This window comes from Cetobacterium sp., from assembly GCF_977044495.1.
Genome location: NZ_CDRRQU010000055.1, coordinates 1 through 13,059 on the forward strand (window position 1 = coordinate 1; position 13,059 = coordinate 13,059).

A 13,059-nucleotide genomic window follows, 5' to 3' on the forward strand; every position below is an offset into this window, starting at 1 on the left:
GCCATTGACCTGCATGGTCGGAATAGCAAGATTCGAACTTGCGGCCCCCTGCTCCCAAGGCAGGTGCGCTACCGGACTGCGCTATATTCCGAATTATTATGTTCTATAGCTATCTGCTACAAAAATATAGTATCATAAAATCTTTTTTATGTCAATAAACTTTTTTATTTTTTGTTTTTTTTAGTTCATGATATAATCATTATTAGATAAGTTTAACTAATAATACGGAGGTTATAGATGAAAAAATTAATTTCTTGGAATGTTAATGGTTTTAGAGCTATTCTTCAAAAAAATTTTCTAGAGTACTTCAATTCAGTTGATGCAGATATCTTTTGTCTGCAAGAAATAAAACTTCAAGAGGGACAAATCGATTTTAAACCAGATGGATATAACTGTTATTGGAATTACGCTGAAAAAAAAGGCTACTCTGGAACTGCCGTCTTTACTAAGGAAACTCCAATATCTATATCATATGATATCGGTATGGAACATCACGATAAAGAAGGAAGAGTTATCACTCTAGAATTCAAAGATTACTATTTAGTGAATGTATATACCCCTAATTCTCAAACCGAATTAGCCAGATTAAACTATAGACTAAGTTGGGAAGACGATTTTAGAAATTACCTCTTAACTTTAAATTCAAAAAAACCTGTTATCCTTTGTGGAGACTTGAATGTTGCTCATACTGAAATAGATTTAAAAAATCCAAAAACAAACACTACAAATGCAGGATTTACTATTGAAGAAAGAAATAAATTCACCCAACTTCTTGAAAGTGGATTTGTAGATAGTTTTAGATATTTACATCCCAATGTTATTGATGCATACTCTTGGTGGTCATACAGATTTAACGCTAGAAAAAATAATGCTGGTTGGAGAATTGATTACTTTATAGTTTCAAATAAGATAAAAGATAAAATTGTAGAAGCCAACATTCATAACGAAATTTTGGGCTCTGACCATTGTCCCGTAGAACTTATAATAAAAGAGCTTTCTTAATTGAGAGCTCTTTTTATTTTATCTTTTATTTCCTAAATTTAAAAGGAATCTTATATTTTTACAGTAAAGGTAGATACAAACTATAAAATTCTTTAATATTTTTTGAGGGAGGTTTTTATTATGAGTTTAATTAAAAAAAATGATTGGTTTTCTAATTTTTTATCTGATCCTTTTGATGAGGATAAGCTACCTAATCCATTTAAAAAGTCTTTTCCTGCGGTTAATATATCAGAAAATGAAAAAGATTATCTTATTGATGTTTGTGTTCCTGGAATAAAAAAAGAGAATTTAAAATTAAATATCAGTGAAGGAATCCTTACTCTTTCTTATAAAATTGAAGAAAATAAAGAGGAAAAAAACAAAACTTACTTCAAAAAAGAGTTTTCGGCGGGTTCTTTTGAGAGAAAAATGACTTTACCTAAAAATTGCTTAGAGGATGAAATAAAAGCTACTTTTAATGATGGTATTCTCAACATTGTAATCCCTAAAGATGAAACAAAAAAACCAGAGACAACTTCTATTCCAATTGATTGACATAAAGACTAAAACAGGTGGTGTTGACTTATCAACATTGCCTGTTTTTATTAACAGGGGGTATTATTTATGTTTCGTGACTCTTATAATAAAAATAAGTTCCTTATAACCATAGAGGGCATGAGTGCCAATATGCTTTCTTTAGGTATTCAAGGTTTTGCCTTGACAGCTTTAGCTTTATATTTTAAATGTGAGCCATTTTGGATATCAGTTATTACAACTCTACCTTTAGGTCTACAATTACTCCAAATTTTTTTGGGAACATATTACAAATTTTTTAAAACAAAAAAACAAGCTTTACTATTCAGTGCTGCTGCCGCAAGAATTCCAATGTGCTTTTTATTTTTTATTGTTTTTTTTGATAAAATTGACTATCGATTTCTTGTAGGAGTTGTTTTTATCTACTCATTTTTTTCCGCATTTGTAAGTGGAATATGGACAAGTTCAGTTGGAGATATTATAAAAAAAGAGGATAGAGGGATTTTTTTTTCTAGAAGATTTACTCTAATTTCTATATCAACAGTAATTTTTTCATATATAGTTTCCAATGCTTTAAGTTATACTCCCGGAAAAATAAGTATCCTAATATTAACTTTTATAATTGCTATAGCCGCTATTACGACATTAATTTTGCTTTTTTTTCATGAAATTCCAAATTTTGAAGAAAATCAAATAAATTTTTCTATAAAAAAACCTCTAAAAGATACAAATTTTTTTAATTTTTTAATTTTCATAGCAATATGGAACTTCTCAATTGAATTTACAAAACCCTATTTTTATTATTTTGCTATTGTCAACCTGAATGTCTCATATAATATCCTAGGATTATCTAGCTCTTTAACCGCTATATTATCAATTATTGCTTTCTTTATATATGGTAAACTAGTACAAAGAATTGGCTATAAAAAACTTCTATCTTTTGGAATTAGTGTTTGCAGTTATGTTGTTATTTTTTATTTTCTAATGACTAAAGAAACTGTTAATAGCCTTATTATGATGGATGCCATTGGAACTGCCATTGGTTGGTCAGCTATAAATCTCTCTTTATTTAGCTTACTTTTAGAACTTTCCTCACCTGATAGAGATTCTTATACAGCAGCTTACTCTTTAGCTGTTGGAGTTTTAGGATTAACTGGAGCTTTCTTAGGGGGATACCTCGCTGATTTTTTAAATGGAAAAAGTATCTTAATTTTCGGTGATTCCTATGCAGGTTTGAAGCTTATGTTTTTTATAAGTTTTTTCTTAAGACTTTATTGCATACTTCTCTTAACTAAAGTGAGAGCTTATCAAAAAAGTCTCTATTATCCAGGACTATACCCATCCATCATTTACCTTTTTAGAAATAGACGATAAAAAAGCTCCTGTCAGAAACAATTATCTGCTAGAAGCTTTTTTTACTATTTATTATTTTTTAAACAAAATTCTTCAAAATGAGGAAGTGTCAAACACCAATCACAAAAATTTCCCCAATCCTCTTTCAGTTTATGGTATCTTCTTTGAAGGTAAATCGTTTTCAATTGTAAATAAGATGTCGTAACTCTCATTGTTTGCTCTAAGCCCATTGGACAATTAGATATTATTTTCATATAAATTTCATACTTCGTATAAATCTTTCCATCTAATTCTACTTCTTTTTGCTCTTTTTCAAAAGAATTAAATATTTCAATCCATCTATTTAAATTTTCAATAACTACATCATCTACATACTCATTACAAGATTTTTTCAAATCCATTTTTGTCAATCTATGCATCTTTGATGTTGATGATATTATATCGGCAAAATGATACCTTTGAAATTGTGGTGTCCAATAATTCGGATATGTTATATCAAACTGAACAATTATTCCCTTTAAAAAACTATCGTGTCCTGTTCCTGTTGGAACATTTCCCAATTTTCCTGCTCTTTTAAAATCTTTTTCTTCTACACTAGGTGTTTCATTCCATTCCTCTATTGACTCAGCTACCATTGGATAACCGCTAGCTATTAAACTTTCTTCTAATCCGTAAACTCTATCATTAAATATTTTAAGCATGATATACCTCCATAAAACTTTTTATAGATTATATCATACTTTTTTTTTTAATGCATTTAAAAAATACCTAAATTTATTCTAAACATCTTTTACATTTAACCATTCTATATGGTCATTTTTCCTCTTAATATTTTCAACAATTTTATCTCTAGCTTCACCTTCTTTTATATCTAAATCAACTTTTTTCAACTCTGCTAGTAAACTGTAAAGTTCTTCAGTTTTTTCAGTTTTTAATCTTTCTTCTACCTTTGATATCATTTCTTTTAATTTCATAAAATCCACCTCCTAATTTCTACTATATTTCTTCTTAATTTTTTTTTAATTCCTTTTATTTTTAAGTAGTGTTCTAAAAATTAATGTAAAATATTCATAAATAAAGTTATTATTCCTGCATTAAAAAAATCTATAAATAATCCTCCTACAATTGGAATTACAAAAAATGCTTTTGGAGATGGAAAATATTTTGCTGTTAAAGCCTCCATATTAGCTAAAGCTTTTGGCGTTGTTCCAAAACCACAACCACAATGACCGCTTGTCATCACAACCGCATCATAATCTTTTCCTGTTAATCTGAATGTAATAAAGTATGCAAATACTCCAATTAATATAGTTTGTGCTACTAACATTATCACTAAAGGCAACGCTAACCCTTGTAATTCCCATAACTTAAAACTCATCAAAGTCATTGAAAGAAATATCGTCAATGTAAATCCACCAATTATATTTATAATATCTAGATGTACTTTATATGCTCCACTAAAATCTGAAATATTTCTTATTAAAGCTGCCGCAAACATAGCACCTATGTATGATGGTAAAACTATTCCTGCTCTTGATAAGTAGTTTGAAATTAAACTTCCTACTCCCATTGCTATTATAATTTGAAAAGAAGCTGTTGAAACATGTTTGGGATCTAGCGGTGTTTTTTTCTCCTCATCTGAATCATATACTCCACCGCCTACTTTGCTCTCTAAAAGATTGTGCTTTCTTATCAATCTATTCGCTAAAGGTCCTGATATTAAGCTCCCAACTATTAAAGCATAGGTTGCAGTAGCCATTGCAACCACTGTTGCTCCCTCCGCTCCATAACTTTCTAAAATAGGAGCAAACGCTCCAGCCGTTCCTGGTCCTCCTGTTGTTGACATAGATCCCGTAGCCAGTCCTATTAATGGATTTAATTTTAAAATTTGTGCTAATCCTACTCCCAGAATATTTTGGGATATAGCTAATCCTACCGAAGCTATTAAAAACATAAATACCGGCATTCCAGCTTTTTTTAATAATTTTAAACTTGCTGAATACCCCACTGTTGTAAAGAATGCAATCATGAAAATACTTCTCAGCGAATCCTCAAATATAAAGTTAAACATACCTGTTTTATATCCAATAAAGGTAATTATAGAAAATACCGTTCCTCCTGTAACTGATTCTGGAATGCAATTTTCCTTTAAAAATTTGAAATTATAATTTAAAAATTTACCCATATACAATACAATAACTGCCATTGCTATAGTTTGAATTGTTGATAACTCAATTGTCATCTTAAATACCTCCTGTTAAATGTTTATAAAGTGTGCGTGCTTTTCGATTATAGCACTTTATCATTATTTTTTGAAATAGAATATATAAATAATTTGAATAATTAATTATTTAATTCATTGATATATCGAAATAAGATTACAAATAAAAAATATTTTAAAGCTAGATTTTTTTTTTATATCGTGTTATGATATAGAGTCAAGAATAGCTCTGACAAAATACAAAAAATGAAGGAGTGAGTCATGAAAATAGGTTTTGATCACAATAAATATCTAGAAGAACAATCGAAATATATCCTAGAAAGAGTTAATAATTTTGACAAATTATATCTTGAGTTTGGTGGTAAACTGTTATTTGACTTACATGCAAAAAGAGTTTTACCGGGATTTGATGAAAATGCCAAAATTAAATTACTTCAAAAACTGAAAGAAAAAGTTGAAGTTATAATCTGTGTTTACGCTGGTGATATCGAAAGAAACAAAATTAGAGGAGACTTTGGTATCACATATGATATGGACGTTTTTAGACTAATCGACGATTTAAGAGAACGTGAACTCGAAGTAAACAGTGTTGTCATCACAAGATACGACGACCAACCCTCTACATCTCTTTTTATAACTAAATTAGAGAGAAGAGGAATTAAAGTTTACAAACATAGAGCTACAAAAGGATATCCAACTGATGTTGACACTATTGTTAGTGAAGAAGGATACGGTAAAAATCCATATATCGAAACAACTAAACCAATTGTTGTTGTTACTGCTCCAGGACCTGGAAGTGGAAAACTAGCTACTTGTTTGAGTCAACTTTATCATGAAAATAAACGTGGGACTGCTGTTGGCTATTCAAAATTCGAAACTTTTCCTGTTTGGAACGTACCTTTAAAACATCCTTTAAATATAGCTTACGAAGCTGCAACTGTAGATTTAAAAGATGTTAATATGATTGACTCATTCCATCTTGAAGCATATGGTGAAACTGCTGTTAACTACAATAGAGATATTGAAGCGTTTCCTGTACTAAAAAGAATTATTGAAAAAATAACAAATAAAGAATCAATTTATAAATCTCCAACTGATATGGGAGTTAATAGAGTAGGATTTGGTATTACTGATGATGAAGTTGTTAGAGAAGCCTCAAAACAAGAGATCATCAGAAGATACTTTAAAACTGGATGTGAATATAAAAAAGGATATGTAGATAAAGAAACATTTCAAAGAGCCAAACTTATTATGGAAGAACTAGATTTAAAAGAAAGTGATAGAAAGGTAGTTATGGCTGCTAGAGAACACCTAGAAAAACAAAAACAAGCTTGTGAGAAAAATGAACTTCTATCATCTGTCGCTATGGAACTTTCAAATGAAATGATTTTCACAGGTAAAAAATCGAATGTTTTAGATGCTTCATCAGCTGTTCTAATAAATGCTTTAAAAGCTATCGCTGGAATTAACGACAATATCCATCTAATATCTCCAACTATAATTGAAGATATTACGCAACTGAAAAAAAACACACTACAAAGTAAAAATTTAGGTTTAGATTGCGAAGAGATGCTTATTGCTCTCACTATATCAGCTACAACTAATCCTATGGCCCAAGCGGCTCTTGATCAGCTTCCAATATTAAAAGGAGCTCAACTTCACTCGACTACTATTTTGGGTAAAGGTGATGAACAAACTCTTAGAAAACTTGGTATTGATGTGACATCAGATCCAGTTTTTCCAACTGAAAACTTATACTACAATGAATAAAACAAAATGTTGAACAAATAAATGAACCATATCCTACCCAAAGGAAATTTTGAGTAGAATATGGTTCATATTTTTTATCTTCCTCCGATTATAATATCCCTAATCTTAATTCTAGGTTGTCCCACATTAGCTGGAATGCTACCCGAAATAGATCCACACATCCCTTGACCATGAGCTAAATTATCGCCAATCATATCAATTTTATGAAGAATTTCTGGTCCATTACCAATTAGTGTTGCACCCCTAACAGGCTCTACGATTTTCCCATTTCTTATTAAATATCCTTCCATAATAGAGAAGTTAAAGTCTCCTGTACTTGGATTAACAGAACCTCCCCCCATATATTTAGCATAGATTCCATCTTCCACACTTGATAACATCTCCTCTAAAGATGAAGTTCCATTTAAAATAAATGTGTTAGTCATTCTAGAAGTCGGTGCATATTTATAAGACTCTCTTCTAGCATTCCCCGTACTTTCAACACCCATTCTTCTTCCATTTAATTTATCTACCATATACCCTTTTAAAATCCCATTTTCAATTAAAAGATTTCTTTGGGTAGGTGTTCCTTCATCATCTATATTAGATGAACCCCATTCATTTGGAAGAGTTCCATCATCCACTGCAGAAACAAGATTACTAGCTACCTGTTCCCCTATTTTTCCCGCAAAAACAGAAAGTCCTTTAGCTACACTTGTAGCTTCAAGACCATGACCACACGCTTCATGAAATATAACTCCTCCAAATTCATTTTCAATGATAACAGGCATTTTACCACTTGGAGCATACTTAGCTCCCAACATAGTCTTAGCTATTCTCGAAGCCTCTCTAGCGTATGATTTAATATCAATCTCCTTAAAAAACTCAAATCCTTTAACTGCTCCAGGTCTATATGATCCAGTTTGCATATCATTCATATCAGAAGCAATACTTTCAATTCCTAATCGACTTCTAACTCTTGTATCCTCAGCCCAAACACCTTCAGAGTTGGCAATCAAAATATTTTGTGTAGAATCATTGTAATTTATCCTAACTTGACTTATACATTTATCATATTCTTTAGCAGCGTTATAAGCTTCCTTCATAACTAAAATTTTATCATCTTTTAGAACACTTCCAGGTGCTAAAACTATCTTATGTCTATCTTCAATCTCTTGTTTGATAAGGCTTATGGTAATATCTTTCTTAGTTCCTCTTATAGCTTTAGAAGCTTTCTGTGCTACTTTGATAAGATTTTCTTCACTCATATCATTGGTATAAGCGTAAACAGAAAACAACTCTTTGAAAATTCGTATTCCAACTCCAAAATCATTTCCTGAAATAGCTTGTTCAACTTTTCCATCAATCAAATAAAAAGAATCCCCAACTTTATTTTCTATAAAAACTTCTGCAAAATCACCTCCAGTAGAAAGTGCTTCATTTAATATATTTTCAATTAAACTCTTCTCTATCATATAGATTTCTCCTTTTGATATTTTTTATTAGAGTATATCATATGTACTTTTTTTTAGATAGAATTATTAAATAGAAAAAAAAATAAAAGTATAGTATAATACTTCAATAAATAATAATATGGAGGGATTTTTATGGAAAGTCTTTTGGGAAATATATCGAATGAAACAGTATTATATACGTTAAAATATTCTCCTATCATTATAAAAAAATTAATATACCTATCAATACTTTATTTTACATACACTCCGGTCAAAAAATTTTTAGTGAACTCTTTAATAAAAATACTAGATGGAAAAATTTTAGACGAACTATTAGTAAATTTTCTATTAACAACAGTAAATCTATTAGTAACGGTTTTCTATTTCCTTAATTTACTAGAAATCTTAGGGTTAAAAACTACTTCAATTTTGGCATTAATAGGATCAATAGGTGTTGGAATAGGATTAGCATTAAAAGGAAGTTTATCAGATGTTGCAGGTGGAATACAAATCCTAGTTTCAAAACCATTTAAAAAAGGGGATTTTATAATCGCAGCAGGAACAGAAGGAGCAGTCCAAAAGATAAGTTTTTTATATACTGTCCTAAATAGCATAGACAATAAAAAAATTATAGTTCCGAATGGAAAGTTATCCTCATCTATAGTTACCACAGTCACAGCTAATCCCCAAAGAAGGGCAGATTTTTTATTTTTCGCAGATAAAAAATGTAATATAGACAAAGTTAAAAAAACACTTTTTGAAGTAGTTGAAAAACATCCATTAGTTCTAAAAGATCGAGATATTTTTGTTAGATTTGCCAAAGAAACAGCAGCGGCCTCTGAATTTATTGTCAGAGTTTGGACTTTAAAAGAAAATTTTAAAGATTTAAGTGCTGATATTCAAGAAGAAGTAAAAAAAAGATTTGATAAGGAGGGAATAAGAATCCCATATCAATCATATAAAGTAAAAAACATTTATAAAAAAATTAATTAAGATTTAAAATATTATAATTGGAGGCAAACAATGAATATAAAATTATTTATAGATAAGATTTTTGAAACAGCTAAAAATATGCAGTTAAATGATTTTGAAATCTATTTCACTTCTTCTGAAAATGAAACTATTAAAGTTTTTAAAGGGGAAATAGATACATATAGTAATTCACAAAATATGGGAATCTCCTTTAGAGTTAAAGTCAATGAAAGGATGGGATATTCCTATACTGAATCTCTTGAGGAAAAAGATATTATTCCTCTTATAGATAGAGCTATTTCCAATGCCAAAGTTATTGAAAATACAGATGTTATTGAAATTTATGGGGAAAAAAATATTTACAAAAAAATTGATTCTTTTAATCCAAATCTTAAGAACATTTCAGTTGAAGAAAAAATCAATTTCCTATTAGAAGCCGAAAAGACAGCTTTAAATTTGGATTCTCGAGTAAAAAATGTCAATTATTGTATGCTTGGAAGTGGATATAGTGAAAATATTATCAAAAATTCAAAAGGCTTAGATCTTTTTCACAATGCTAACTCCATATATGCTTATATAGCTGTTGTTGTTCAAGATGGTCATTCTATAAAAAATGATTCAGCCTACGTTGTGGCTAAAAACTTTTCGGAAATGAATTCTAAGAAGCTAGCTACCGAAGCTGTTACTAAAGCTCTAAAGAAATTAAATTCAATCCCAGTAGAAAGTAAAGTCTACAATGTTATTATAGAAAACGATTCTTTTGCGGATCTCTTGGGAGCTATGAGTGGAATTTTTTCAGGAGAAGCTGTCCAAAAAGGTGTTTCAAAACTAAAGGGGAAGCTTGGAGAAGTCATTGCCAGTCCTATTGTGACAATAACTGATAATCCACACTTAAAAGATGGTTATGGTAGCTCCCCATTTGATGCCGAAGGGGTTCCTACTCAATGCAAACATCTCATTGAAAATGGTATTTTAAAAACGTATCTTCATAACTTAAAAACTGCAAAAAAAGACAACACAAAAACAACAGGAAATGCAGCTAAAGGTGGATATAAAGGAACAATGGGAATTTCATCTTTTAATCTATATCTAGAAAAAGGAAATCAATCTTTTCAAAATCTCTTAACTAAATTACAAAATGGAATTTTGATAACTGGCTTCTCTGGTTTACATTCTGGTTTAAATTCCATATCCGGAGATTTTTCTCTGGCTACAGAGGGATTTTTAATTGAAAATGGTAAAATAACGAAATCTTTAAACCAGATTACTTCAGCTGGAAATTTTTTTGACCTTTTAAAAAATATAGAGTATATTGGAACTGACTTAAAATTTAATTTATCAGGTGTTGGCTCGCCTTCAATTCTAATTAAAAATATAAGTATTTCATCATAATTATAACTCGTGGGAGGTAGTATATATGAATAAAATTGAGAATATTGATGCTCTAGTTCTTGCCGGAGGAAAAAGTTCGAGAATGAATTTTTTAGACAAAGCTTTACTTAAATACGATAAGAATAGAACTTTTTTAGAAAAAATAACTCAGGAATTAGATGACTTTCAAAATTTAATGGTTTCTATCAATAAAGATCAAAATTTTCTTATACCTAGAGGTATTATAATCACAGATACTATAGAAAATGCAGGTCCTATTGAAGGAATATATCAAGGACTTTTAAATACAAAATCAGATTTTATTTTTGTTACAACCTGTGATATGCCAAATATTACCAAAGAATTTATCAGTTTTATACTCCAGTTTATCTCTCATGATTATGATGCTATTATTATTAAAGATAGTAAAGGAAAAACATACCCTCTTTTCGGAATATACAATAAATCTGCATTAAGCACAATAGAAAGAGCAATCATGGATAAAAACTATAGACTCCAAAATCTCCTACCTGAATTAAATGTTAAATATATAAATCTAACCAATACAACTTTTGACTACCAAAGGCTTTTAAAGAGTATTGATACTCAAGAAGAGCTAAAATCTAACTCTATTTTTATGGGAAATAAACCTTTTATTGCTATTTGTGGTGCTAAAAACAGTGGTAAAACTCGCTTAATTGAAGAGTTATTACAACATTTTAACGACGCCGGATTCAAAGTAGCTACCATTAAATTTAATTCTGAGTACAATCTTGACACTCTTGATGAAGAATTAAATAGATATAAAAAATCTGGTGCCAAAGGAAGTCTACTTTTTTCTAAAAATAACTATATTCTTTTAAAAGATCGAGTCAATAATAATTTTTTCCAGTACTTAAGCTACTTTAAAGATTTTGATATTATTCTATTAGAAGATTTTAAGCATGAACCTTTTCCTAAAATTGAAATTCTAAAAGAAGATGTATCTATAGCACCTTCATCTAATCCCACTAACTTACTTTTTTATGCAAGTGATTCAAATAAAATTTTAAATGATAAATCTATGAAATCTATAAATTTAAAAGATAGCGTTTCAATTTTTAAAGAAATTTTAAAAATTAGTAACTTATAAATTTTTAAAAAAAACTGCAACCTAATGAAGGGATGCAGTTTTTTATCAATCTATTTTTTTAATAATCTTTTTTCAGTATGAGAATACCCCGCTACATGATCCTCTGTCTTTTTCATCTCTTTTTTTACTGTTATATGTTTATCTAAATACTCAATTGATTCTTTCATATCTTTGAGAAGTAATGAAATTTGTTCCATACTTTGATCCGCTCTTACGACAACTCTCATTACTGTCACGTCTTCAAAATTCTTAGGAAGTGGATATGCTGGTAATTGCCATCCATAGTATCTCAATCTATCCGATAAATCATACTCTGTCCATGCTCGTTTTGAATCTATTTTTAGTGACCAACAGACAATTGGAATATTTTCTCCACTATTTAATATTTTAAATATTCCCAACTTTTCTAATCCTTTTGTCAAAAATAGCCCTACATCTCTTGATCTTTCATGTACTGCCTTATACCCTTCTCTACCCCATCTCACAAAATTGTAATATTGAGCCCATATTTGACTTCCCGGTCTTGAGAAATTTATTTGGAATGTTGGTTCAAATGCCCCTAAATATGCTACTTTGAACAGTAACTCTTCTGGTAAATACTGTTTATCTCTCCATAAAACCCATCCAAGTCCTGGATAAACAAGACCAAATTTATGTCCTGACGTACTTATTGACACCACATTCTTCAATCTAAAATCCCAAACTAATTCTGGATTTACAAACGGTAGATATAATCCTCCAGATGCCGCATCCACATGGATTGGTACCGATAGTTTAGCTGTTTTATTGTACTCTTCTAACTCTTTATCTATCGCCACTATATTATCAAATGTCCCTGTATAAGTTATTCCCATTATTGGTACTATTCCTATAGTATATTCATCACACGCTGCAATCGCTGCTTTTGGGTCTAAATACAGTTCATCTAAAGATGTCATAGGTATTTCTCTCAATTCAACATCCCAATACACACAGAACTTTTCCCACACCACTTGGAATCCTGAGCTGACAATAAGATTAGGCTTTTTAGCATTTATATCTATCCCCAATGCTTCAGCTCTTTTTCTCCATCTAAATTTCATAGCCATTCCACCTAGCATACACGCCTCTGATGACCCAACAGTAGATGTTCCCATATACTCCTCATCTTTTGGAGCATTCCAAAGATTGGATATAATGTTTACACATCTTTTCTCAACCTCCGTTGTTTGTGGATATTCAGCTTTATCTATCGCATTAGTCGCAATAGTATCTACCATAACTTGAGTCGCTTCTGGCTCCATATAGGTTTG

At 30.2% G+C, this 13,059-nt stretch carries 12 protein-coding genes and 1 tRNA gene; 7 read left to right on the forward strand and 6 right to left on the reverse strand.

Annotated features, from left to right (window positions below):
- Positions 1-14: 14 nt before the first annotated feature.
- Positions 15-91: transfer RNA gene (locus tag ACWI69_RS10625), tRNA-Pro, on the reverse strand.
- Between the two features lie 146 nt (positions 92-237).
- Between ACWI69_RS10625 and ACWI69_RS10630 the strand changes: the two genes are divergently transcribed.
- The 3 genes from ACWI69_RS10630 (at position 238) to ACWI69_RS10640 (ending at position 2,889) form a co-directional block, all read left to right on the forward strand.
- Positions 238-1,002, forward strand: coding sequence for an exodeoxyribonuclease III (locus tag ACWI69_RS10630; protein WP_448821814.1), 765 nt, complete (start codon positions 238-240; stop codon positions 1,000-1,002).
- Between the two features lie 120 nt (positions 1,003-1,122).
- Entirely contained in the window at positions 1,123-1,536 is a 414-nt protein-coding gene (locus tag ACWI69_RS10635; protein WP_448821815.1) for an Hsp20/alpha crystallin family protein, read from the forward strand.
- A 69-nt stretch (positions 1,537-1,605) separates the two neighbouring features.
- Entirely contained in the window at positions 1,606-2,889 is a 1,284-nt protein-coding gene (locus ACWI69_RS10640) for an MFS transporter (RefSeq protein WP_448821816.1), read from the forward strand.
- A gap of 44 nt (positions 2,890-2,933) precedes the next feature.
- Here ACWI69_RS10640 and ACWI69_RS10645 read toward each other — a convergent pair whose 3' ends face one another.
- From ACWI69_RS10645 to gltS, 3 genes are all read right to left on the reverse strand, one after another.
- Positions 2,934-3,569 carry a hypothetical protein gene (locus ACWI69_RS10645; protein ID WP_448821817.1) on the reverse strand — a complete coding sequence of 212 codons (636 nt, stop codon included), beginning with the start codon at positions 3,567-3,569 and terminating at the stop codon, positions 2,934-2,936.
- 78 nt (positions 3,570-3,647) lie between these two features.
- Positions 3,648-3,842, reverse strand: a complete 195-nt coding sequence (locus ACWI69_RS10650; RefSeq protein WP_448821818.1) for a hypothetical protein — start codon at positions 3,840-3,842, stop codon at positions 3,648-3,650.
- A gap of 80 nt (positions 3,843-3,922) precedes the next feature.
- A complete protein-coding gene (gene gltS / locus ACWI69_RS10655; protein ID WP_448821819.1) occupies positions 3,923-5,110 on the reverse strand; it encodes a sodium/glutamate symporter in 1,188 nt (395 codons plus the stop codon).
- A gap of 240 nt (positions 5,111-5,350) precedes the next feature.
- Between gltS and ACWI69_RS10660 the strand changes: the two genes are divergently transcribed.
- On the forward strand, positions 5,351-6,859 hold the full coding sequence (locus ACWI69_RS10660) for a DUF1846 domain-containing protein (protein ID WP_448821820.1): 1,509 nt from the start codon (positions 5,351-5,353) through the stop codon (positions 6,857-6,859).
- Between the two features lie 74 nt (positions 6,860-6,933).
- Here ACWI69_RS10660 and ACWI69_RS10665 read toward each other — a convergent pair whose 3' ends face one another.
- A complete protein-coding gene (locus ACWI69_RS10665; protein ID WP_448821821.1) occupies positions 6,934-8,313 on the reverse strand; it encodes a TldD/PmbA family protein in 1,380 nt (459 codons plus the stop codon).
- Positions 8,314-8,445: 132 nt separating this feature from the next.
- Between ACWI69_RS10665 and ACWI69_RS10670 the strand changes: the two genes are divergently transcribed.
- From ACWI69_RS10670 to mobB, 3 genes are read left to right on the forward strand one after another with little or no spacing between them, the layout of a single operon-like run.
- Positions 8,446-9,285 (forward strand): mechanosensitive ion channel family protein, encoded by an 840-nt coding sequence (locus tag ACWI69_RS10670; protein ID WP_448821822.1) that lies wholly within the window; start codon positions 8,446-8,448, stop codon positions 9,283-9,285.
- Between the two features lie 30 nt (positions 9,286-9,315).
- Positions 9,316-10,656, forward strand: coding sequence for a TldD/PmbA family protein (locus ACWI69_RS10675; RefSeq protein ID WP_448821823.1), 1,341 nt, complete (start codon positions 9,316-9,318; stop codon positions 10,654-10,656).
- A gap of 25 nt (positions 10,657-10,681) precedes the next feature.
- A complete protein-coding gene (gene mobB / locus ACWI69_RS10680; RefSeq protein WP_448821824.1) occupies positions 10,682-11,767 on the forward strand; it encodes a molybdopterin-guanine dinucleotide biosynthesis protein B in 1,086 nt (361 codons plus the stop codon).
- A gap of 50 nt (positions 11,768-11,817) precedes the next feature.
- Here mobB and ACWI69_RS10685 read toward each other — a convergent pair.
- Positions 11,818-13,059: glutamate decarboxylase (locus ACWI69_RS10685; protein ID WP_448821825.1), on the reverse strand; the 1,242-nt coding region annotated here is incomplete at its 5' end.